The organism is Cellvibrio sp. KY-YJ-3, from assembly GCF_008806955.1.
In the GTDB taxonomy this organism is placed as follows: Bacteria; Pseudomonadota; Gammaproteobacteria; order Pseudomonadales; family Cellvibrionaceae; genus Cellvibrio.
In genome coordinates this window covers 100,697-123,252 of sequence record NZ_CP031727.1, presented here as the reverse complement: position 1 = coordinate 123,252, position 22,556 = coordinate 100,697, and the positions used below count along the sequence as shown (strand labels likewise).

Genomic DNA, 22,556 nt, shown 5'->3' with positions numbered 1-22,556 from the left:
GCGAGTCTGATATACGTTTGCTCTCATCGGTTCACTCGCCACTGCGGCTCCATTTGCCCCTGCATACAGCGTTTCACATCTTCATCAATGCGATTGTCAGGTTTTACGCATTCCTTGAGTGAACGTGTCGGCGCGAAGGTATTGTGTTTTGTGGGCGGCGAGTCAGCCTCTGCCATCATCTGGTCTGCGTGGCGGCAGGCCGTGGTTTGGTAGGTGTAATTGGTGTCGCTGGCATTGGTGTTGTACTGGTCGATCCAATAATTGCAGGTCGCAATAAGTTGTTGCAGCTGTGGGTTTTCAGTGTTTAGCGCACGCGGCTTCTCGCGTTTACCGCGCGTAGGTGTGTGGCGGGAGGTTGAGGGATTGTTCGCCGTTTCAATCCAGCGATGTGTCCCCGCTTTTTTATTACATCTATCCAGCGTGTCCGCATAATAATCCCGCTCCTTGGCCCATTGCCTGACCTGACTTTGATTGCCGCCATTATTAAGTTTGCGCTGGGTGGATTTTAATTTGGATTGCCACTGACCGCAGTCATTGGCGAGGGCTAGTGTGGGCAGGCTTAATGCCGCGAGTGCGGTAGAAATGATTAACAACTTCTGCATAGTTCCTCCTTGAGCTTTCGATTATAGTGTTGCCAAAATCCGTTGGCCGATTCTATTCCATGAATGAGAGAAAAGCATGTCCGCAAAGATCAAAAACCTCACTAAAACCCTGCTTTCCGATAATTGGTACACCTTGAATAAATATTCGTTTGAATATCAAAAACCCAATGGTGAGTGGAGTAAACAAGAGCGTGAGGCTTACGACAGAGGTAATGGTTCAACCATTCTTTTATACAATACCGACAAAGGCACAGTAATTCTGACGCGCCAGTTTCGTCTGCCGACTTACGTGAATGGCAATAGCGACGGCATGCTGATTGAAACCTGCGCCGGTTTACTCGATCAACACAATGCTGAAGATTGTATTAAAAAGGAAGCAGCAGAAGAGACCGGCTATAAAATCGAAAAGGTAACAAAAATATTTCAAGCCTATATGTCGCCTGGGTCAGTTACAGAAATCGTACATTTTTTTATCGCGGAATATAGCGAAAATATGAAAGTGTCCGAAGGTGGTGGCTTGGAGCATGAGCAAGAAAATATTGAAGTACTTGAGCTCAAGTTTGATGCTGCTTACGCGATGATTAAATCGGGCGAGATCATGGACGGAAAAACTATCATGCTCCTGCAATACGCCAAATTACATAACCTTTGCCAATAATCCAATCAACAGGCGCACACATGACCACCGACAAACTTGGCCGCACCACGACCTATTTAAAACAAGAGCAAGGTTATCGGGATCGCGCCTTAAAAATGTACCCTTGGGTCTGCGGCCGCTGCGCACGTGAGTTCACTTATTCCAACCTGCGCGAACTCACCGTCCATCACCGCGATCACAACCACGACAACAACCCCGCCGACGGCAGCAACTGGGAGTTGCTCTGCATCTACTGCCACGACCACGAACACACCAAGTTCCACGAATACGTACTCTATGGCGCAACCACCGAAAAGAAAATCCAACCCGCCACGCACAACCCTTTTGCGAATTTGAAGGATTTGATGGGAAAGAGGGAGGATTAGCGAAACTCTCCTTCTGTAAGTGCGCGCCGTATTAACACTTGACCAAATTCAATCCAATAAAAAAGCCAGCGAGGTTTTCACCAAGCTGGCTTTATCAAATATGGTAGCTAGAGGCGGACTTGAACCGCCGACCCCAGCATTATGAGTGCTGTGCTCTAACCGGCTGAGCTATCTAGCCATAAATGAGGCGCGCATTTTGGCGACTGAAGGGCGTGCTGTCAACCCCAAAAATCACCTTTGTGATAATGCCAGCGGCGGCGGATGGGGGTATCATGCGCGCTTTGTTTTATTGCTTGCCTAACTCATCCCGCAAACCCACCGATAAATAGGTTCACGATGGAATTTCTCGATCTCGCTCCCGTTACCCGCGCCCAGGGCGTTGTGCATTTGCCCGGCTCCAAGAGTATCTCCAATCGCACGCTGCTGCTGGCGGCATTGGCGCAGGGCGAGACGGATATTCGTGATCTGCTGAAGTCTGACGATACCGACCGGATGTTGGAAGCCTTGGCGGCGCTGGGTGTGAGTGTGACCAAAACCGGCGAGATGGATTACCGTGTGGTAGGTACCGGCGGCATTTTTCCTAATAAAGAGGCGGATTTATTCCTCGGCAACGCCGGTACGGCGTTTCGCCCGCTGACTGCGGCGCTGGCGCTGAGTGGCGGCACCTATAAGTTGCACGGTGTGGCGCGTATGCACGAGCGCCCGATTGGCGATTTGGTGGATGCGCTGCGTCAAATCGGGGCGGACATTACTTATCTGGGGCAGGAAGGTTTTCCTCCACTGTTGATCAAGCCGGCGCAAATCGCTGCCAGCGGCAGTATCAAAATTCGCGGCGATGTCTCCAGTCAATTTCTTACCGCGCTGCTGATGGCGCTGCCCATGACTGGCAAGGAAACCCACATCGAGTTGGTGAGTGAGCTGATTTCCAAGCCTTACATTGAAATCACCCTCAAACTGATGGCGCAATTCGGCGTAAACGTGGTGCGCGATGGTTGGGAGCGTTTTACGGTTCCAGCGGCGACCGGTTATACCAGCCCCGGCACAGTGTTTGTTGAGGGTGATGCTTCTTCGGCGTCTTACTTCCTTGCCGCTGGTGCGTTGGGTGGTGGCCCGTTGCGGGTGCAAGGCGTCGGCGCTAACAGCATTCAAGGTGATGTGGCGTTTGCCGATGCACTGGAAGCAATCGGTGTGACCATCACCAAAGGCGAGAACTGGATTGAGGCTTCGGCACCCTCGCTGCCGCTTAAAGCTTTTGATCGCGATTTCAATCATATTCCCGATGCAGCCATGACCCTTGCAGTAGTTGCGTTGTTTTGCGATGGCCCCTCGCGTTTGACCAATATCGCCAGCTGGCGCGTGAAAGAAACCGATCGTATTTCGGCGATGGCGACTGAATTGCGCAAGTTGGGGGCGATTGTGGAAGAGGGCGACGATTGGCTGCGTATTACGCCGGTGAAAAATTTAATCCCGAATGCGGCGATTGATACTTATGACGATCACCGTATGGCGATGTGCTTTTCGCTCGCGACCTTTGGCGGCGTGCCAGTGCGCATTAACGACCCCAAATGTACCGCCAAAACTTTCCCGACTTATTTCGATGTATTTGCATCGGTCGTTAAATAAGGGCAATGGTGATGGATAAGGAATTATTTACGCTCGATTTCAAAGTGCGCGACTACGAATGCGATATGCAGGGCATAGTGAACAACAGCGTGTACCAAAATTATTTGGAGCATGCCCGCCACGAATACTTGCTTGCCAAAGGTGTGGATTTTGCCGAGCTGACGCGCCAGAAAATTCACTTGGTAGTAGTGCGCGCCGAGTTGGATTACAAATTGCCGCTGGTGAGTGGCGATGAATTTTATGTCACGGTAAATGTTGAACTGTCATCGCGGGTGCGGTTTGATTTTTTGCAAAATATCTATCGTAAGCGCGACAATAAATTAATGCTCTCCGCCAAAATTACTGGCACCTCACTCAATGAGCGCGGTCGCCCATTTGTACCCGAGGTGATCACAGGGTTATTCTCTGCGGTGGAAGCGGAGGCTCGGGTGGGCGAGATTCAGTCATAGCTATATTTCCTTTTTCAATTGCAGGCTAACGGGGGGCTTGGTCTTTTAGCAGCATTTGTAATTGGAGTTTTAAATTTTCGTTCTCGGCGATGATTGGGTCGATATAGGCCCGTATTTCATCTGCAGAAAAACGCGGCGTAATATGCTGCGGGCAATTCCAATCAAACGCCTCGATGCTGATTACAATCGCGCGTTCAATGCGGGCGCGATAAGCGGGATCTTCTACGGCAGCAAGAATCTCTGGTTGCTCAGCCTCATGCACAATACGTGCACGCCCCCAGAGTTTTAACCGGCGCTGTCGTGGGTAGTCCATCAGTATCAGGCTGATTCGCTCATCGGCGGTAATATTGCCCACGCTGAGATACTGCCGGTTGCCACGAAAATCAGCAAAACCAATTGTGCTTGTATCCAACACTTTTAAAAAGCCAACAGGGCCGCCGCGATGCTGCACATAAGGCCAGCCATTTTCGCCCACGGTTGCCTGATACAAACTGTCGCGTGCCCGAATAAATTGAATTTCGGCTTCCGTTAATCTGTTGCGCGGCTCGTTCGCCAATTCGAAATTGCGATTTCCCTCCCGGCTGCCATAAAACTCTTGTGCGGCTTTGACGCTGGGTGTGAAAGTGATATCAGAAAATGCACGCGACATAATAACTACCTCGTTAAAAATTTCCTGCCAGCATCATTTGCATAGGCGCCGGTTTAGCTGTTAGCTGTCACTTTCGGGAAATCAATTTCCACGCGGCTGGCTTTGCCTAAAATGTTCGTCAATAAATTCATTCCCACATGGGTAATAATTTCTACTATGTCTGCGTCTGAATAACCTGCATTGCGCGCTTCGAGCAGTTCTGCAGTCGTAATCTCGCCCTTGTGCTCAAGCAGCGAGCGCGCCAGTTTTACTGCCACGACGGCTTTGGTGTCCTGACTGGTGCCCTTGCGATTTGCATCTATTTCCGCTGGATTTAACCCAGCGTGGTTTCCAATCGCTGAATGCGCAGATAAACAATAGTCGCAAGCATTTTGTTGTGCGATCGCCAGTGCAATGCGCTCGCGGGTTGGTAAATCCAGGCTGCCTTCACTGGCAATTCCATGTAAGCCAAGGAAGGCGCGCAGCGCAGCGGGGGAATTGGCAAGTACGCGCAGAAAATTCGGCACCATGCCAATTTTTTGCTGAATCGCTTTAAACAGCGCGGTCTGTTCGTCGGATGCGGTGAGGTCGGTTACTGTGTTGATGCGGCTCATGGTGTGTTCCTGTTGAGATAAATAGCAATGGGTGGAAGTTCATATTGCCAACCACTAGCAATGTAAAGAATACTCACGCTTATTAATTGATTGTTTCCAAAAAAGGAATAATCCGTGGATAGACTTACTGAAATGCAAATCTATGTGGCGGTTGCCGAATGTGAGGGCTTTGCGGCAGCGGCGCGGCGGTTGGGAATATCACCTCCGGTTGTCACGCGGGCGGTAGCTGATTTGGAGGCTCGCCTTGGGGTCAGGCTACTGAATCGCATCACACGTTATGTGCGTGCAACCGATGCTGGGCAGCGTTACCTGGATGATGCCCGGCGCGTAATTGCGGCAGCCGATGAAGCGGACGAGGCGGCCATCGGTGTTAATAGCGAGCCGCGTGGACATTTAACCGTGACCGCGCCGGTATTGTTCGGGCGGATCTATGTTATGCCGGCGATAGTCGATTATTTGCAGCGCTACCCAGCGGCTGAAGTATCGGCACTGTTTGTTGATCGCGTAGTGAATCTATTGGAAGAGGGCGTGGATGTTGCACTGCGCATTGGCGAACTGGGCGATTCCAGTTTTAATGCGCTGCGCGTGGGCCGTGTGCGCCGTGTGCTTTGTGCGTCGCCAGATTACCTTGCCCGTCAGGGGGTACCTGAAAATCCGGATGCGCTGACGGGGCACTCGATTATCGTAGCTACCAGTCTCGGTGCCAATGTTGAGTGGCGTTTTATGCAGGATAAAACGCCTTGGGTTGTGCGCATCAAACCGCGCTTGAGCGTCTCCAGTAATGATTCAGCGATTGAAGCGGCGGTTCGTGGTTTGGGAATTGCCCGCTTGATGTCCTATCAGGTTGCCCCCGAAATTGATTCCGGCAAATTGAAAATTTTATTGAGTGAATACGAAACCGCTCCTGTGCCAATTCATATTGTGCATCGTGAGGGGCGTTATACTTCCACCAAAATTCGCAGCTTTATTGATTTGATGGCTGAGCAATTGCGTGCGAATAAATCCTTGAATTGATCAACATGGCGCTTCTTCGCGCCAGTCAATGTGAATGAGAGTTTCTATGTCGTATCAACAACTGCAGCAACACTTTGTCAAAATTTCTCACTTTGAACACCTCGCTTCTATCAGCCACTGGGATCAGGCGGCGATGATGCCTGCCGGCGGTAACGATGCCCGCGGTGCAGCCATGGCTGAGCTGTCGGTGTTAATTCATCAACTGACAACGGCGCCGCAATTAGGCGACTGGATTGCGACGGCGGAAAATGAAAGTTTATCGCCCGCCGAAAAAACAAGTCTCGCTGCTATTAAGCGCCGCTGGCAACAAGCGACGTTGTTGCCGGAAAAATTGGTGATGGCGCAATCGCTGGCCAATTCCGAATGTGAGCACGCCTGGCGCGAACAGCGCATCAATAACGATTGGACGGGGTTTAAAACCAATCTCGCCAAGGTGGTGGAATTGGCGCGGGAGGAGGCTGCTATTCGCGCGGCGGCAGCGGGGTTGAGCAGCTATGACGCCATGTTGGATATCTACGAGCCAGGCATGAGCAGTGCAACGCTTGATGTGTTGTTTGGCGAGGTAAAAACCTGGCTGCCGGATTTTATTGTGCGCGCGGAAGCGCTGCAGGCAACACAAAAAGTTATCGTCCCGCAAGGGCCGTTTCCCATCGCGCAACAAAAAGAATTGGGGCTGGCGGCAATGAGGCTGCTTGGCTTTGATTTTAATCACGGCCGCCTGGATGTAAGTGCTCATCCATTTTGTGGCGGCGTGCCGACGGATGTACGCATTACTACCCGCTACGACGAAAGCGATTTTATGAAAGCACTGTTTGGCGTAATCCACGAAACCGGTCACGCGCGCTATGAACAAAACTTGCCCGCAGCGTGGGCGGGCTTGCCGGTAGGTGAGGCGCGCTCGATGGGCGTGCACGAGTCGCAGAGTTTATTTTTTGAAATGCAATTGGCGCGCTCAGCGGAATTTGCACAATTGCTCGCACCTATGGCGGCAGAATTTTTGGCGCGCACGCAAGATGTGGCATTGAGTGCACACAATATTTACGCACTCAATACTCGGGTTAAGCGCGATTTTATTCGCGTGGATGCCGATGAGCTGACCTATCCCGCCCATGTAATTTTGCGTTACGAATTGGAGCGTGCGCTGATTGAAGGGCATATCGAAGTGGATGATATTCCTGCCTTGTGGGACGAAAAAATGCAGGCATATTTGGGGCTGAGCACTGCAGGAAATTATCGCCACGGTTGTATGCAGGATATTCATTGGGCGGGCGGCGCTTTTGGTTATTTCCCCTCCTATACCTTAGGGGCTATGTATGCGGCGCAGGAATTCGCTGCGGCAGAGCGTATGATTCCACAATTGCGTAGTAAGATTGCCGCCGGCGATTTAGGCGAACTGTTCGCTTGGTTGAGCGTGAATATTTGGTCGCAAGCGAGTTTGCGCTCGACCGATGAATTAATGATTGCTGCAACTGGCGAGCCGCTCAATGCCAGCCACTTTAAGGCGCACCTCGAGCGTCGCTATTTAACGGGTGAATAATGTTTGTTGGTTTTGATTACGGTACGTCCAATTGCGCTATGTCATTTATCAATGAAGGACAAGCGCAGTTAATCCCACTCTACGGCAATGACGCGTTTGTACCCTCCACCCTCTACGCATTGGAGCGCTCGTTCATCGCCGAGTTGGTGGCAACGCAATTAACCGATGATGCGGATAAACGTGTTTATGCCCAGGGTCGGGCGGCGCTGTTAAGTCAGGCGCGCGCAGGAAAAATGGAACATGATCTTGATCATGCGCACGAGGGAATCTTTTTTGGCGCGGAGGCGATCGACCATTATATTTCTGCACCGGGTGAAGGTTATTTTATTAAATCGCCTAAATCGTTTTTAGGTGCGAGTGGTTTGCGTCAACAGTCGGTGGATTTTTTTGAGGACGTGGTTGCCGCCATGATGCTCAACGTTAAAAACCGCGCTGAGCAGCAGCTGCAAAACAATATCACCCAAGTGGTGATTGGTCGTCCGGTTAACTTTCAAGGTATTAATGCGCAGGAAAGTAATGCTCAAGCGCAAACGATTTTGGCGGCGGCAGCAAAACGTATTGGCTTTCGCGATATAGAATTTTTGTTTGAACCGCTCGCCGCCGGTTTTGATTTTGAAACACGCTTAACCGAAAACAAAACGGTATTGGTAGTCGATGTGGGCGGTGGTACTTCCGACTGCTCCATGGTGCTGATGGGCCCGCAGCATATTCGGCAACTGGATCGGGCGCAGGATTTTCTCGGTCACACCGGTGAGCGTATCGGCGGTAACGATTTTGATATCCAGCTCGCGCAAAAAATATTGATGCCCCATTTTGGTATGTTGTCGCCATTAAAAACCGGCTTACCCATGCCGCTCATGCCGTTTGTGAATGCGATGGCTATTAACGATATAGGCGCACAAACTGATTTTTACGATGCCAAAACCGGTTTTTTATTGGAGCGATTAACCCGCGAAACCCATGAGCCGGAATTGCTTGCGCGCTTAATAAAAATGCGCGAAGGCAAACATAATTTTGCCGTGGTGCACCAGGCGGAGCTGGGTAAAATTGCGCTTTCGGCACAAGCGCATCACAGTTTTCCATTGGGTTTTATCGAGGAAGGTTTGGCGCCGCAGTGCAGCGCGCAGGATTACGCTCACGTCAGCGAACAGCTGTTGCAAAAAATCGCCGCGCTGATCAGCGAAGCAACGCGGCAGGCGGGTGTGCAACCGCACATCGTTTATATCACTGGCGGCAGCGCTAAATCGCCGCTCATTCGCCAAGTGGTGCGCGAATTATTTGGCGACGATATAGCGATTGTCGATGGTGATCACTTTGGCAGTGTGGCGGCGGGTTTGGGGGTATGGGCGGAGCGCATATTCACCTAGGTGCCGGGGTGATTAATCAGGTGTTTTTAACCCCCATCAACTCACCCATTTTGGTCGGTGTGCCCGCTTGGTACTTTGCATCCCACTGCATTTTGTCTTTGGCGAAGAGAATGACGGCGGTGGAACCTAGTTTAAAACGGCCCATTTCGGCGCCTTTTTCCAGCTGGATATTTTGGTAGGGGTAGAGGGAGGTGGCGATTTCGCGGCTGGCGAAGGGGGCGACAGCGCCGTCCCATACGGTTTCTATGCCAGCCACAATCATGGCGCCGACTAGCACGACGGCCATGGGGCCTATATCGGTATCAAAAATTGCCACTGTCCGTTCATTGCGCGAGAACAGGCGCGGCACGTTTTCGGCGGTGACGGTATTCACCGAAAATAATTCGCCCGGAACACTGATCATGCTGCGCAGTTTGCCGCCGTAGGGCATGTGTACGCGGTGGTAATCCCGTGGCGATAAATACACAGTGGCAAACTCACCCTCGTTAAATTCGGCGGCGAGTTGTTCGTCGCCGCCGAGTAATTCCACGGTGCTGTAGTCCTGGCCTTTGGCTTGGAAAATACGGCCATTCACGATTTTACCCAATTGACTAATGGCGCCATCGGCGGGGCAGACAATGCCATTGCTGCTGGCATCGATGGGGCGCGCATCAGGTTTTAGGGCACGGGTGAAAAAATCATTGAAGTGTTTGTACTCCAGGGGGTTTTCTTGCGCCGCGAGGCTCATATCCACGTTGTAGCGTTTTACAAACCATTTGATAAAGGTGTTTTTAATAAAGGGTGTTTCATTATTGGCCAGCCAACCGGCCGCGCGCGACAGGGCGTGTTGGGGAACCAGATATTGAAGGCCGATAAACAGTTTTGGATTCATGTGTTGTTATTGTTCCTGCGCAGGTCTTGTCGACCGTTTCAGAGGGTAAAGGGCTGGGGCTAGTGTAATTCACTTGGGGTGGTAATCAGTGCCGGCGCAGTTTAACAAACTCAACTGGAGGCGGCGACTATTGCGAGGGTAGAGAAGATATCTCGCATGCGCCGCTGTGGTATGGTGGCGGCCTCTGTGTTTACGAGGTGTTCCGTGCTGCAATTCCAGATTATTCCCGTCACTCACTATCAACAAAATTGCACCCTGCTGTGGTGTGATGAAACGCTCGATGCCGCCGTGGTCGATCCTGGCGGCGATATTGAGCGCATCCTCGCTGTCGTAGCCGAAAAGGGCGTAAACCTGCGCCAGATTCTACTCACCCACGGTCATATGGATCATATTGGTGGCACCGCCGCGTTGATCGCAGAATTGCAACTGCCCGTTATTGGCCCGCACGCGGATGACCTGTTTTGGATTGATCTATTGCCCCAGCAGGCGCAAATGATGGGTTTCAAACCGGTGGCGGGCTTTACCCCGAATCAACTGCTGAATCACGGCGATAAAGTAAGGGTCGGCAATGCCGAGCTGGAGGTATTGCACTGCCCCGGCCACACTCCCGGCCACGTGATTTTTTATAATCGCGCGGCCCAATTGGCGCTGGTGGGTGATGTGTTATTTAAAGGCTCCATCGGTCGCACCGATTTCCCGCGCGGTAATCACGCCGATTTGATCAATGCCATTCGCACCCGCGTATTGCCCTTGGGTGACGCGGTGCGTTTTATTCCGGGCCACGGCCCTATGTCCACTTTTGGTCATGAGCGACTGAGCAATCCCTTTGTCGCCGATAAAAACTACGGTTGATGTAACCTTATGTCGCTGTTTGCCGATCTCAAAAAATCCAAGCCGGGCGTTGATTCCAACTGGAACCCGGGCTTTGACTTTAGTATTGCGCGCTCGGCGAAGCGGCGCAGTATCAGCATTGAAATCCGCCGCGCGGAGGTGGTGATTCGCGCACCGGTAGCTGTGCCTGAAGCACTATTGCTCGATTTTTTGCAGCAGAAAGCGCGCTGGGTGCAGCAAAAAATCGCTGAACAGACCCAGCGGTTAGAGTCCGTTGCGCCGCCAGTTGCACCGGTCTACACCCAAGGTACCGAAGTGGTGTTTATGGATGAGCGTTTGACGCTGGTGCTTGGGCGCGGTGCCACTGCGGCTATCCACCGTGTCGATCAGCACTTGCATGTACTTTTATCAACCCGCTCGCGCCTGCCAGATGCCCAGCAAATCCAGCAGTTGTTAATGCGCTGGTATCAACAGCAAGCGCTGCACATTCTCACCGCAAAAACGGCGCAATTAACGGGGCAAATGGGGCTGGTGTGCAGCGCGGTGACGGTGAAGGCGACACGCTCAAAATGGGGCCACTGCACCAGTCGCGGCGCCATCCAATACAACTGGAATATACTGCTGGCACCCGAACACATAGTCGATTATCTTGTCGCACACGAAGTCTGTCATCTGCGCCACCAAAACCACAGCCGCGATTTTTGGGCTCTGGTTGCCAGTGTTTGTCCATCTTTTGCGGCCGATCGCGCCTGGTTAAAAGCGAACGGTGCACGGCTCAGTTTATAAACTCCAAAGGTATTTAGTGATGAATGACATTCCCTCTATTGAAAGCACCATCGAACCCCTGAGTGATGATCCCGCTGAAAACCTGGATCGTTTTATCGTGGAAGCCATGGAGCTGGGCTGTGTCTGGGGGCTGCAAGGGCCAGAAGGCTGGGCGCTCAGTGGCTCGGAAGCGCATGAAGACGTAGATGTGATGCCCTTCTGGTCGCAGGAGAGTTTTGCCCGCGCCCACTGCCAGGACGATTGGAAAGATTACCAGCCGGTTGCTGTGGACCTGGAAGAGTTCCTGGAGGATTGGCTGCCCGGTATGCATGAAGATGTATTGCTGGTGGGCATCAACTGGAACGATGAGCTGGAAGGCGAGGAACTGGAGCCGCTGGACTTGCTGGAAGAGTTTGAACAGGAAATGAGTGACTAAGCGTTACCGCTGACCGGTGCGCTTAATAATAAGCATCCCCTACTTGATTCTGGTCGGTCTCTTCGCCAAACAATTGCAGGTGCAAAATATCTACCTCGTAGTGTTTAGCGTAATCGTTCAGCGCTTTTAAATCGGCAACACCGGGGCTGAGGCTACACCAAAAATTGGTTGACTCATCGCGGGTCGCCAAAACAAATTCCAGTGCGCCCGGCACTGTTTTGCGACTCAAGTGGCTAAATAGTTTGCGCTGTAGTTGCAGTACCGAAAAATTAAAATCCGCGCAGAGTCGCATCAGCAGCGGATACTGCGACTCGCGTCGATCCTGAAAACGAATTTCGCGGCTGGCGAATAACTCGTCTGGATCAATCAAACGTTTGTGTGGTGGCTGCTGCATAAGATAAAGTCAGTTATACGTTATTGACGAATAGGCTGACCATCGTGGTCGGGCAGAGTGAAACAAGCACTCCAGTATCCTGACAAGGTTGTAAAAACACCTAGTGTAACTATCCGCTGTGACAAAGCCAAAGACAAATAGACTGTAAAAAGCGCGTGGATTAGACCACAGCGTTGTTAATCGCCGAGTGCGGTCTTTCACATTTTTGTTTTTCTGTTTACCCACTCAAGCGGTATTCGGTTGAAGATAATTCAGTTAAAGATAACGTAAAGATAGTTCAGTTAAACCTTAGGTAGCTAAACGGAGCGTGCAATGATTTCATCCCCCAACCTTGGTGTACTGCGGGCCAAGTCGCTAGTAAATATTTTTTTTATCGCTTTATGTTTGTTATTGGCAAGTTGTGCCGCCATCAAGCCCAAATTGGAGCAGCCGACAGTCAAGGTGGCCGGCTTGCAGTTGCTGCCCGCGCAAGGTTTGTTGCAGCCGATAGAAGTGAATTTGTTAGTGACTAACCCCAATGACCGCGACTTATCACTGCGCGGTATGTCCTATACCGTGGGCATCGAAAATTTTGACGTATTGAGTGGTGTGAGCAACGAGTTGCCAACCCTCACCGCCTATCAGGAAACACCAATAAAAGTTGTGGTGACAGCCAATGTATTGCAGCTGGTGCGTTTGATTGAGCACTTTGGTCGCAATGGCATGAAAGAGAATGTTGATTATAATTTTTCCGCCAAGCTGGATTTTAGCGCCTGGCTGCCCGCGCTGCGGGTAAATGAAAAAGGCTCGATCCCGCTTGCGGCCAAAAAGCGCTAATTTTTAGCGAACGTATTTTCACTGAATTTTGTATTTTCAGGATCTTCAATGACTGACGAAATTGTATTGCCCGAAGCCGATGAACGCATCGCGCTGAAAGATTACACCGAGAAAGCCTATCTCGATTATTCCATGTATGTAATTCTCGACCGCGCTCTGCCACATATTGGCGACGGTCTTAAACCGGTACAGCGCCGCATTGTGTATGCGATGAGTGAACTGGGTTTAAAAGCCAGCGCCAAATATAAAAAGTCCGCGCGCACCGTGGGTGATGTGATCGGTAAATTCCACCCGCACGGTGATTCAGCATCCTATGAAGCGATGGTATTAATGGCGCAGCCATTTTCCTATCGCTATACGCTGGTGGATGGCCAGGGCAACTGGGGTTCACCTGACGACCCCAAATCTTTCGCCGCGATGCGTTATACCGAATCGCGCCTCACCAAATACAGCGAAGTCTTGCTGGAAGAGTTGGGGCAGGGCACGGTGGATTGGCAGCCCAACTTTGACGGAACACTTGAAGAACCTATCGTATTACCCGCACGCGTGCCCAATGTGTTATTGAACGGCACTACCGGTATTGCGGTGGGTATGGCGACGGATATTCCGCCGCACAATTTGCGCGAAGTGGTTAATGCCTGTGTGCACTTGCTCGACAATCCGCAGGCGACGGTCAACGATTTGTGCCAGCATATTCTCGGCCCCGATATGCCCACCGAAGCGGAAATTATTTCTCCGCGCGAAGAGCTGATCAAAATGTACGAAACCGGGCGCGGCAGTGTGCGCATGCGCGCGGTCTGGCAAAAAGATGAAGAGTCGGGCGATATCATTATCACTGCGCTGCCACACCAAGTGAGTGGGGCAAAAATCCTGGAGCAAATCGCTGCGCAAATGCAGGCGAAAAAATTGCCGATGGTCGCCGATTTACGCGATGAATCCGACCATGAAAATCCTACCCGCTTAGTGATTATTCCGCGCTCCAATCGTGTTGATCTGGAGCAGGTGATGCAGCATTTATTTGCCACCACTGAGCTTGAACGCACCTATCGCGTCAACATGAACATGATTGGTATCGATGGCCGCCCGGCGGTGAAATCGCTTACCAAAATTTTGAGTGAATGGCTCAGTTTCAGAACGGTTACGACTCGCCGCCGTTTGCAATATCGCTTGGAGAAAGTGGAAGAGCGCTTGCTGCGTTTGGCCGCCTTGATGGTGGTGTTTCTCAATGTCGATGAAGTGATTCGTATTATTCGCGAAGAGGACAACCCCAAGCCGGTATTGATGGAGCGTTTCAATTTAATTGAAATGCAAGCGGAATATATTCTGGAAACCAAATTGCGCCAATTGGCGCGTTTGGAAGAAATGAAAATTCTGGAAGAAAAAACCGTGCTGGAAAAAGAGCGCGATGGCTTGCAAAAAATTCTTGAGTCCGCCGTGAAGTTAAAAAATCTGGTGCGCAAAGAACTGCTGCAAATTGCCGAGGCGTTTGGCGATGAACGTCGCTCACCGATTGTAGCGCGCGCTGAAGCGCAAGCCTTGAGCGAAACCGAATTGCTCAGTGTCGACCCTGTTACTGTAGTGATTTCGGATAAAGGTTGGATTCGTGCTGCCAAGGGCCACGATATAGATCCAACCGGTTTGAGTTATAAAGCGGGCGACAGTTTTAAATTTGCGGTACAGGGTAAGAGTAACCAGCAGGTGATTTTAATTGATTCTACTGGTCGCAGTTATTCGGTGCCCGCGCACAATTTGCCTTCCGCGCGCGGTCAGGGCGAACCACTGAGCGGTCGTATCAGCCCACCCAGTGGGGCGACTTTTGAGGGGGCCCTAATGGGCGCCGACAGTCAGCGTGTGCTTATTGCATCGGATGCTGGTTATGGTTTCGTTGCCAAATTGGAAGATCTCACCAGTAAAAATAAAGCAGGTAAAGCACTGCTGACCTTGCCGGAAGGCGCACAAGTTTTACCACCGCAATTAATTAATTCACCCGAACAGGTGCAGTTGGCGGCGGTAAGCAATGATGGCCGTCTGTTGGTATTCCCGGTGACCGAATTGCCGGAACTCGCCAAAGGCAAGGGCAATAAAATCATGAATATTCCCTCGGCAAAAGTGCAAAGCCGCGAAGAATTTGTGGTGGCGCTGGCAGTCATTCATCCGGGGCAATTGTTAACGCTGCATTCGGGTAAACGTTTTATCACCTTGAAAGCGGCTGACCTTGAGCATTACAAAGGTGAGCGGGGACGTCGTGGTAATAAGTTGCCGCGCGGTTTCCAAAAAGTGGATAAGGCCGAAGTGACAGATAAATAAAGTGAGCAAATAAAGGCGGTATTCCGCCTTTATTTTTGTCTGGAAAAAACGGTAAAACAATAATGCAGGAATAGTTATGAGCGATAAAGATCAACGTCGATACGTGCGCACTGCGTTTAGCTGTCGCATTAAAATTCAACATGAATCGATTGGCGAGCTACAGGTAAAAACCCGCGACATTTCGGATGGTGGCGTTTTTTTAGTGCTGGAGCCCGAGCAGATTCCGCCGATTGGCACGCGCCTCACCGGTCAGGTGCAGGGCTTGATGGATGATGCACCGGTATTGGAAATGGAGGTGGTGCGGGTAGAACCCGCCGGGGTTGGTTTGCGTTTTGTACAAGAGGACTAATCCGGTTTAAACAATGGCTTATTTAATTCGTATATTCTTCCTGGCTGCAATGACTTCACTGGCGTTACCGGCATCAGCAGCCGTGGTGCTTTTGTATCACCACGTCAGCGATAAAACACCCAAGTCCACCAGCATTAGCCCCGCGGCCTTTGAAGCGCAGATGGATTATTTGGAGAAAAATAATTTTGCAGTAGTGCCGCTGTTAGAGCTGACCGAAAAACTGCGCAAAGGCGAACCGCTACCCGATAAAACGGTGGCGATCAGTTTTGATGACTCCTATGTATCAGTTTATGAGTCGGCTTTTCCGCGCTTACAAAAACGCGGCTGGCCGTTTACTTTTTTTGTCAACACCGATGCGGTGGGCACAGGTAAGGTATTTGTAACCTGGGACCAATTGCGCGAAATGGCACAGGCGGGTGCGACTATCGCCAACCACAGTAGCAGCCATACACATTTACCCCGACGTGAAAGCGGTGAGTCCGCTGCACAATGGCGTGAACGTATCACACAAGAAATTAATAATGCCCAGCAAACAATAAAAACGGAAATTGGCTCGGCGCCGATGATTCTGGCTTACCCCTTTGGTGAATACGATACCGAGGTACAGCGCATCGCGAAAAAATTAGGCTATATCGCATTTGGGCAGCAGTCAGGTGCGCTGTATAGTGAGGGCGATTTACAGGCGGTGCCGCGGTTTCCGTTTGGCGGCAGCTTTAGTGATTTGGATGATTTTATTCTCAAGGTGAATGCCAAACCTATGCCTGTTTCCCGGGTGGAATTTTATGCAGATAACAAAAAGAAAGCTGACAATTTAATTGTGCGCCAAGGTGAAAAACCTTGGTTGGTGTTAACGCTGGCCGATGCCAGTCTGCTGAAAAAAATAAATTGTTTTGCCTCCGGCCAAGGGGCAATTGTTACTGAGGTGATCGACAACAAAGTGTGGGTGCAACCGAACAAACCTTTACCTTCGGGGCGCACCCGCTATAACTGCACGGCGTACACGGGCGAAAAAGGGCGGTTTTACTGGTACACCCAGCAATGGTTGGTAACCGACAAGCAGGGCAATTGGACTTATCGCGATTAACGCTCGCCAAAAAATATAACAATAACTTCAAAGTGTGTGAATTATTAAGGATCTGATATGTACAAATTAGTCTTTCGTGGCGAATTAGGTGAGGGTGCTGTTCGCGCGGATGTTATCGCAAAACTGGCACTGCTGTTAAAACAATCACCAGCGCGTATTGAGCAATTATTATTTAGCGGCACAGAGCGTGTTATTAAACGGGTTGATAATTTTGCGCGCGCAACCCAATGGAAAAATGCATTTGCCACTGCGGGGGCGGTGTTAACAATCGTCGACGAAACTGCGGTTGAGCCAACACCTCCGGTTACTGAATCGCCATCAATTTCCAATACTACCGACTCAGAATCCAGTGTTGCCCATTCGGATTCCTCTGATCATCCAGTTGCAACTCAGTCAGCCGTTTCAGCCACACTGCCTAAACTAAAATTTCGTAAATTGATAATCGGCCTTGTGGCCTGTTTGTTGGTAGTAGTGGTCAGTGCGGCGATTGTTTGGCAGCAGGGTTATTTAAATCGCTGGTTATTTTCCGCCGTCAGTAAAGAAGAAAAAACCTTGCTGGCGGCAATGGCCGATCCGCAATTGCTCGCCCTTGCGCGTGTAGATATTGAACTGATGCGCACACTCGATCCTTCACTGGCGGAGGCAGGACAATTGCAAAACCTTCCCGGCGTGGATGCCGATATGTGGAGCAGCATGGAGCGTTCGGGCATTCATATCCAACAACAGGCCACGCAACTTTATGCGGCTGCTTTTGTTGCGGATAAGATGGAAGTTGCAGTTATCGCGCGCGGTAATTTTTCACCGGACAAAATATCCCGCTGGCTCGATGAGCAATACGGCATAGACAAACAAGATGCTGATGGCATTTGGTTTGCGCCACTGGATAAAACCACCTGTGCTAAAGGTGAGCCCATGCTTGCGCAGTTTACTCAAGGTCAGTTATTAATCGGTTCGCCAGAGGCGGTAAAACGTATTGCACTGCGCTTAAAAAATGCCGCAGGGGCGGCGGTGGATCTTGCGCAATGGCAAAACTCCTTGGGTGGAAAATTATTCTCCCTTGTTATTTTTTCTCCTGCGCGTTGGCAGGCTGATAAGTCGGGTATGGTGCAATACAGCTTGGGAAAACTGGCTGATGAAATGGAAGCAGTGAGCGAAGTATATGTTGATGTCGAACCTGATGTTGTGGCCCAAGGTATGACGCTAAGCCTAAGCTTAATCAGTGGCGACGCTGAGTTTATTAATAACACTCATACCGCGTTACAAACCCGGCTTGATGAAACACGCAAAAAAATCGCACAGGATTGGCCGGAGGTTGTCGCCATTTATGATCGTTTGCAATTGAGCCGCAGCACTAAACAATTGCAGGCATCAATTCGTTTTGATCAACATATAAAAGATGAAGTCGCTATCTGGTTTCGCTCACTCTTTAGTTTTTCCGTCGGGATGGATCAGCCTACGGTTGCACAGCAGGATGTGATTGATGAAAATCCGGCGGCGTTTGCTCCCGCGCGCCGCGAACAGCTCACATCGTTTGTGCCAAAAGATGATTTCATGGATGGAATATATAAAACCACAACTGGCCCCTTTGGGTTGGGTGTTGAATCCTTGGCACTAAAAAATCAGCGCATACAGATTAAGTTGGGTGTAAAGGCTTATGACTTGCCGAACCTTGGCAATGAAAGCAGTCCTGCATTTCTGGTGATTACGGATGTGGTGGATCAACAGGGTAATTCTTTATTGTCCGCACCGGGTTGCGGAGAAACCGATCAGCGTGCCCCTGAGGCAATTACTAATAGTTACGCCACGAGCCGGTTTGAAGATGGCAAATTGGTGCCGGGCCGTGCATTAATTGGCGAGAAAATAATTGAATTAGCCGCGGGGGTGAACTTTGCGCAAGTGGCACGCATTAAAGGTTATATCGATTACCACTTACCCATAGCGGTAGAGACAAAAATTATTGATGCGCCGCTAGCCGGAAAGTCGATCGATTTGTACGGCACTCGCGTTCGATTCAAAACAGCGGGCGCCAGTGCACTCAGTTTTGAAACCAGCGGCAACACCCAACAGTTGTTACAAGTCAATGCATTAAACGCGACAAACAAACCGCTCTCATCAAGCAGTGGGATGCGTAGCGGTATATTTTTTGGGTCGGGTAAATCCGCCAGTCTGGATTTCAAAGGCACCGTTGCCAAGGCGGAGGTGATTGTTGCCAGCGCCATAGAAAACCAGCGTTATGAATTTGAATTAAACCAACTAACACCGCCCGCTAAAGCATTTTTTATGGACAAGGAATTTCCGCCGCCCTTTGGCGATAAAGGTTTTGAGCAATTGCTGTTGGCACAGGCGCCACAAATTGATGAGTTCCCTTTTTATCCACCGAAAGCGCGTGCCACAGCTGCGCCGGTGGAGCTGGCCATTAACGATGTGCGCAGCAGTAACAGTTTTGGTTTATCGGTTGAAGGTGCGGCTTACACTGACCTTGCATTGCCACTGTATGGACAAATCGGTGCAGCGCAATTATTTATCAAACAGTTGGCCGATGCCGATGGAAAAATTTTCCCGGTAAATAAATCAGTGCCTTTATATTTTGAGCGGCAGGGCGGCATAACCAGTAATGGTGTTTACCAGCCGGATGAAAAAACACCTTGGTTGAGGTCTGATTTTTCGCTCAAGGCGGCCGACGTACGCGTCGACAATATTCGTCAGGTACAGGGTGAGCTGCGTTTTTATCAACCCAAACGCTTACAAACGGCAACTCTGCCTTTTGTGTTGGGACCGATTTGGAGTGGCCCTAAATCCAGCGTGGAATTAATTGAATGGAAAAGCGGGCGTTTGGTTTTTGCGGTGCAGGGCAGTTACGAAGAGGTGATAGGGTTAAAAGCGTTCAATCATGCCAATGCGCTTATCAGTCAACCCGCGCAATATTCTTCTATATTTGGCGACCCACAGCTTACGCTGGAAATCAGTGAGCTGCCTGCGCGTTTTGAAATTGAATACACCAGTGAGAGCGAAGAATTATTTGTGCCTTTTGATATCACACTGCCTTAGCCAAGCCTAATGCAGCGCAATATCCAATAAAAAACGCGCCGTTTTTGGCGCGTTTTTTTATTGGGCTGGGTGAGTGCAACCAATTATGGTCGCACAACAATATTAATTTCATCCACCAATTGCTGGCCTTGGGCATTGGTTGCAATTCGGTCATCCTCATCGCGAACTTCCGCACGGACTACCAGGTTGAGTTGTTGATTAAGGGCAAGATCCAATTCAGAGCTTACCGATAATTTTCCGGTTTGATCCAGCGTGATCAGGTCATCTTCATAATCATCGGATTTGGAATCCACAATCGACCAAGTCAAGTTGTAATCATAATTGCTATCGGTGGTGTCATCGGCAAAGGTGGCGGTGATATTCAATTCCAGATTGCTGCCTTCAGTGACGGAGAGATTTTCGGTGCCACCATTGCTGTTTTTGATCTCAACTGACTTGAGTTGTTTTTTCAGAATGACCAGCGCCAGTTCATCCGTTTCACCGCCGCAAGCGCCCGTGAGGGTGAGGTCTGTTCCGGCATAGCTACCGTTTTTGGCAGTAATTTTTGCGCCATCAATGGTCAATGACGCACTTGGATCGGCGGCCAACGTACTGTTACTGGTAATAACGGCAGTGCTGTTATTAGTGTAAGTGCCAGTGATGGTGACAGTGGCGGACTCACCTTCACGCATTTCCAGTTCTTTGTCAGATACCAGCGCCAAACTCACTAAGGTGTCGTTGATAGGAAAACTGAGCGGCGTGGAGCTGATGAGCTCGCCGTTGTTATTTTCAGCGTGCGCCACAATGCTCACCACGCCACTATTTTTGGTGCTTAACTCACCTTTGGTGGTATTGCTAAACTGCGCGAGAGTGACGCCTTCGGTGACTGCCCATATCAGTGGATATTCCAGTGTTAAGCCATTATCAAATAATGCACTGCCGGTGAAGCTGGCATTTTTACATTCATCGACAGAGCTGCTGGCGGGAGTAACGCTAATGCTCACCAGGTTGGCGTCGGAGACAATAATATTTTGGGTCTCGCTCAGCCCCGCATATTCCACCGTTGCAATCAGCTCACCGGATTTACCCGAGGCAGTAAACAAACCATTTTTGATACTACCCAAGGTTTTGTCGCTGAGTTTCCAGGTCGCTTGGGTGTTGAGGTTGGTGGCGACGTTTTCACTATTGCGACCAATCAGGTTTAATTGCAGCGTGCCTTTGAAATGCGCGTAACCGTCGTTGTCTTCCAATTCGATACTGGTAACACCGTTTTTACTGGCATCCACGGTTTGGGCGATACGTGCGCTGTCGCCATCACCGCCGCCACAGCCGCTTATGCCCAGCGCACCCACACTTAATAGCAGTGCACATGAATAATGTAATCCTTTAGAACGCATAGGAAACTCCCAGGCCGCAGCCATCAATGCTCAGGTTGTCGTCTTTAAAGTAGCGGGCGCAATCGAGCGCCCAATAATAATTTTTGCCTTCCACTACACGATCCTGCAGCGAAAAACCGTAGCTAAAACCGCTGAAAGTATCTTGTTGTTTATCGCCAAGGCTCGGCAAGTGTGTTTCCAATTCGGTAGCGGCATAACCCAACAGAATCACTACACGTAAATCGCCAGGTTCGTAGTCGGGGTTGCTTAGGGTGATGTAAGCGGCGCTCTGCTGTTTAATATCCAGCGTCATGTCATTTTTTTCATCATTGCTCATTGGCACGCCAAACATACCTTGTAAACCAATACCATCAAGCATGCCGTTGGTGACTTCAACATCGGCGCGAAATTGAAACAGGCTGGGTGAAAAGCTTTCACCCGAGGCTTTGATTTTGGTGTAGGTCGCCTGACCGGAGAGATGGTAGGCCAAGGGCAATCCATCCGGTGTTTGCCCTTGGGCAAAAGCGCCGGCACTGCTGGCCAGTGCCAGGGCGCAGAGTGAAGTAACCAATCGTTTGCACATAAGTAATCCTTGCTGGGTGAAAGTTGGTGTTTGTTATTTGGGTATCGTCTTTATTCCAGGTTGTTGGCGCGTATTACGGTGCGCAATTCGTGAATATAAGCCGGGCCACGGCTGGAATATTTGCCCAGCTCCGCCACCATGGTGCTACCGGTAAACTGCGCTTCGTCGTGGCGCAACTGTGCGCGCAGCTGACGCCATGGGCGATAGGCGTTGTGGGTATTAATGTTATTGAAGTATGCCGTAAGCGACTCTTCAACATTGTTAAATTTCTTAACTTCGTGTTTGGCGTTGGCGGCGCGACGGCTTGGCACCAAGCCGCAGCCCGGGGTGTAGCACCAGTGACCAAACAAATTGTGTGCTTCCTCGGCAAACCGTGAGGTGCCCCAGCCGGACTCCACCGCCGCTTGTGCCAGCACCATGGCCGGTGGAATCACGTCCACGCGCAACAGCAGAATTTCTATAGCGCGCGCATCTTCCGGGTAGGTTTTGTAGGTGACGTGGAATTTCTCACGCAGCTTTTCCAGGTTGCGTTTATTTACACCAGTGACCGTTTGTTTTGTATCCCATTCATTTTTGATTTTTAGTAAACGCTCGCGCGATTTTAATAATTTGGCATTTTTTTCATCGATCAACGGGCGCAGCATGTCTAAAAACTGGGCTTTGCGCTCAGGTGTTTGTTCGATGGCGGCAAAGTCGGGTAACAGAGTATTGCTGGTTAGCTCATCGTCATCCATTGCTGTAAAAAATTGTTGCGGTGAAACACTGGCCAGTACCAAAACCAGGAATAGGGTGATCAGTGGAAAGGCTGCAAACGCAAAACCTAGCAACCATTGTGAAGCATGTTTATTCATAGCGGGGGG

Annotated in this window: 23 protein-coding genes and 1 tRNA gene; 15 read left to right on the top strand and 9 right to left on the bottom strand. The window is 50.4% G+C overall.

Annotated features, from left to right (window positions below):
• Positions 1–23 precede the first annotated feature (23 nt).
• Positions 24–602 (bottom strand): hypothetical protein, encoded by a 579-nt coding sequence (locus tag D0B88_RS00565; protein ID WP_151054318.1) that lies wholly within the window; start codon positions 600–602, stop codon positions 24–26.
• Positions 603–678: 76 nt separating this feature from the next.
• Here D0B88_RS00565 and nudK point away from each other — a divergent pair, with 76 nt between their 5' ends.
• Together nudK and D0B88_RS00555 are read left to right on the top strand one after the other, a co-directional pair.
• Positions 679–1,260: a GDP-mannose pyrophosphatase NudK gene (gene nudK, locus D0B88_RS00560; protein WP_151054316.1), complete on the top strand. Its 582-nt coding sequence runs from the start codon at positions 679–681 to the stop codon at positions 1,258–1,260.
• A gap of 20 nt (positions 1,261–1,280) precedes the next feature.
• Positions 1,281–1,625, top strand: a complete 345-nt coding sequence (locus D0B88_RS00555) for a YajD family HNH nuclease (RefSeq protein ID WP_151054314.1) — start codon at positions 1,281–1,283, stop codon at positions 1,623–1,625.
• Positions 1,626–1,726: 101 nt separating this feature from the next.
• Here the strand turns inward: D0B88_RS00555 and D0B88_RS00550 are convergent.
• Positions 1,727–1,803, bottom strand: a tRNA-Met gene (locus D0B88_RS00550).
• Positions 1,804–1,961: 158 nt separating this feature from the next.
• Here D0B88_RS00550 and aroA point away from each other — a divergent pair.
• Both aroA and D0B88_RS00540 read left to right on the top strand, forming a co-directional pair.
• On the top strand, positions 1,962–3,248 hold the full coding sequence (gene aroA, locus D0B88_RS00545) for a 3-phosphoshikimate 1-carboxyvinyltransferase (protein ID WP_151054312.1): 1,287 nt from the start codon (positions 1,962–1,964) through the stop codon (positions 3,246–3,248).
• Between the two features lie 11 nt (positions 3,249–3,259).
• Positions 3,260–3,697, top strand: coding sequence for a thioesterase family protein (locus tag D0B88_RS00540; RefSeq protein ID WP_225318470.1), 438 nt, complete (start codon positions 3,260–3,262; stop codon positions 3,695–3,697).
• A 25-nt stretch (positions 3,698–3,722) separates the two neighbouring features.
• Here D0B88_RS00540 and D0B88_RS00535 read toward each other — a convergent pair whose 3' ends face one another.
• The gene (locus tag D0B88_RS00535; RefSeq protein ID WP_151054308.1) at positions 3,723–4,346 is read right to left on the bottom strand and encodes a pyridoxamine 5'-phosphate oxidase family protein; all 624 of its coding nucleotides are present in this window, start codon (positions 4,344–4,346) and stop codon (positions 3,723–3,725) included.
• A gap of 53 nt (positions 4,347–4,399) precedes the next feature.
• Positions 4,400–4,939: a carboxymuconolactone decarboxylase family protein gene (locus tag D0B88_RS00530; protein ID WP_151054306.1), complete on the bottom strand. Its 540-nt coding sequence runs from the start codon at positions 4,937–4,939 to the stop codon at positions 4,400–4,402.
• A gap of 114 nt (positions 4,940–5,053) precedes the next feature.
• Between D0B88_RS00530 and D0B88_RS00525 the strand changes: the two genes are divergently transcribed.
• From D0B88_RS00525 to yegD, 3 genes are read left to right on the top strand one after another with little or no spacing between them, the layout of a single operon-like run.
• On the top strand, positions 5,054–5,953 hold the full coding sequence (locus D0B88_RS00525; RefSeq protein WP_191966478.1) for a LysR family transcriptional regulator: 900 nt from the start codon (positions 5,054–5,056) through the stop codon (positions 5,951–5,953).
• Positions 5,954–5,999: 46 nt separating this feature from the next.
• On the top strand, positions 6,000–7,490 hold the full coding sequence (locus tag D0B88_RS00520) for a carboxypeptidase M32 (RefSeq protein WP_151054304.1): 1,491 nt from the start codon (positions 6,000–6,002) through the stop codon (positions 7,488–7,490).
• Positions 7,490–8,857 carry a molecular chaperone gene (gene yegD, locus D0B88_RS00515; protein WP_151054302.1) on the top strand — a complete coding sequence of 456 codons (1,368 nt, stop codon included), beginning with the start codon at positions 7,490–7,492 and terminating at the stop codon, positions 8,855–8,857. Before D0B88_RS00520 ends, yegD begins: the two co-directional genes overlap by 1 nt.
• Positions 8,858–8,873: 16 nt before the next feature.
• Here yegD and asd read toward each other — a convergent pair whose 3' ends face one another.
• The gene (asd, locus tag D0B88_RS00510) at positions 8,874–9,728 is read right to left on the bottom strand and encodes an archaetidylserine decarboxylase (protein WP_007644593.1); all 855 of its coding nucleotides are present in this window, start codon (positions 9,726–9,728) and stop codon (positions 8,874–8,876) included.
• A gap of 204 nt (positions 9,729–9,932) precedes the next feature.
• On the opposite strand from asd, the gene D0B88_RS00505 reads away from it, so the two are divergent.
• The 3 genes from D0B88_RS00505 to D0B88_RS00495 are packed head-to-tail and all read left to right on the top strand — an operon-like array spanning position 9,933 to position 11,760.
• Positions 9,933–10,580: an MBL fold metallo-hydrolase gene (locus tag D0B88_RS00505; RefSeq protein WP_304487082.1), complete on the top strand. Its 648-nt coding sequence runs from the start codon at positions 9,933–9,935 to the stop codon at positions 10,578–10,580.
• A 9-nt stretch (positions 10,581–10,589) separates the two neighbouring features.
• Positions 10,590–11,345 carry a M48 family metallopeptidase gene (locus D0B88_RS00500; RefSeq protein ID WP_151054300.1) on the top strand — a complete coding sequence of 252 codons (756 nt, stop codon included), beginning with the start codon at positions 10,590–10,592 and terminating at the stop codon, positions 11,343–11,345.
• 19 nt (positions 11,346–11,364) lie between these two features.
• A complete protein-coding gene (locus D0B88_RS00495; protein ID WP_007644596.1) occupies positions 11,365–11,760 on the top strand; it encodes a DUF2750 domain-containing protein in 396 nt (131 codons plus the stop codon).
• 22 nt (positions 11,761–11,782) lie between these two features.
• Here the strand turns inward: D0B88_RS00495 and D0B88_RS00490 are convergent, their stop codons facing one another.
• A complete protein-coding gene (locus D0B88_RS00490; protein ID WP_151054298.1) occupies positions 11,783–12,154 on the bottom strand; it encodes a hypothetical protein in 372 nt (123 codons plus the stop codon).
• A gap of 312 nt (positions 12,155–12,466) precedes the next feature.
• Here D0B88_RS00490 and D0B88_RS00485 point away from each other — a divergent pair, with 312 nt between their 5' ends.
• From D0B88_RS00485 to D0B88_RS00465, 5 genes are all read left to right on the top strand, one after another.
• The gene (locus D0B88_RS00485) at positions 12,467–12,970 is read left to right on the top strand and encodes an LEA type 2 family protein (RefSeq protein WP_007644599.1); all 504 of its coding nucleotides are present in this window, start codon (positions 12,467–12,469) and stop codon (positions 12,968–12,970) included.
• 48 nt (positions 12,971–13,018) lie between these two features.
• Complete coding sequence (parC, locus tag D0B88_RS00480; RefSeq protein ID WP_151054296.1) at positions 13,019–15,277, top strand: DNA topoisomerase IV subunit A; 2,259 nt, start codon at positions 13,019–13,021, stop codon at positions 15,275–15,277.
• Between the two features lie 76 nt (positions 15,278–15,353).
• On the top strand, positions 15,354–15,626 hold the full coding sequence (locus D0B88_RS00475) for a PilZ domain-containing protein (RefSeq protein ID WP_007644601.1): 273 nt from the start codon (positions 15,354–15,356) through the stop codon (positions 15,624–15,626).
• A 13-nt stretch (positions 15,627–15,639) separates the two neighbouring features.
• Positions 15,640–16,710, top strand: a complete 1,071-nt coding sequence (locus tag D0B88_RS00470) for a polysaccharide deacetylase family protein (protein ID WP_151054294.1) — start codon at positions 15,640–15,642, stop codon at positions 16,708–16,710.
• 57 nt (positions 16,711–16,767) lie between these two features.
• Positions 16,768–19,758 (top strand): hypothetical protein, encoded by a 2,991-nt coding sequence (locus tag D0B88_RS00465; protein WP_151054292.1) that lies wholly within the window; start codon positions 16,768–16,770, stop codon positions 19,756–19,758.
• Positions 19,759–19,841: 83 nt separating this feature from the next.
• Here D0B88_RS00465 and D0B88_RS00460 read toward each other — a convergent pair whose 3' ends face one another.
• The 3 genes from D0B88_RS00460 to D0B88_RS00450 are packed head-to-tail and all read right to left on the bottom strand — an operon-like array spanning position 19,842 to position 22,547.
• Positions 19,842–21,134: a hypothetical protein gene (locus tag D0B88_RS00460; RefSeq protein WP_151054290.1), complete on the bottom strand. Its 1,293-nt coding sequence runs from the start codon at positions 21,132–21,134 to the stop codon at positions 19,842–19,844.
• Positions 21,124–21,696, bottom strand: a complete 573-nt coding sequence (locus tag D0B88_RS00455) for an outer membrane beta-barrel protein (protein ID WP_151054288.1) — start codon at positions 21,694–21,696, stop codon at positions 21,124–21,126. The genes D0B88_RS00460 and D0B88_RS00455 overlap by 11 nt, the downstream gene beginning before the upstream one ends.
• Before the next feature lie 50 nt (positions 21,697–21,746).
• Positions 21,747–22,547 (bottom strand): glucosaminidase domain-containing protein, encoded by an 801-nt coding sequence (locus D0B88_RS00450; RefSeq protein WP_007644615.1) that lies wholly within the window; start codon positions 22,545–22,547, stop codon positions 21,747–21,749.
• Positions 22,548–22,556: the final 9 nt, after the last annotated feature.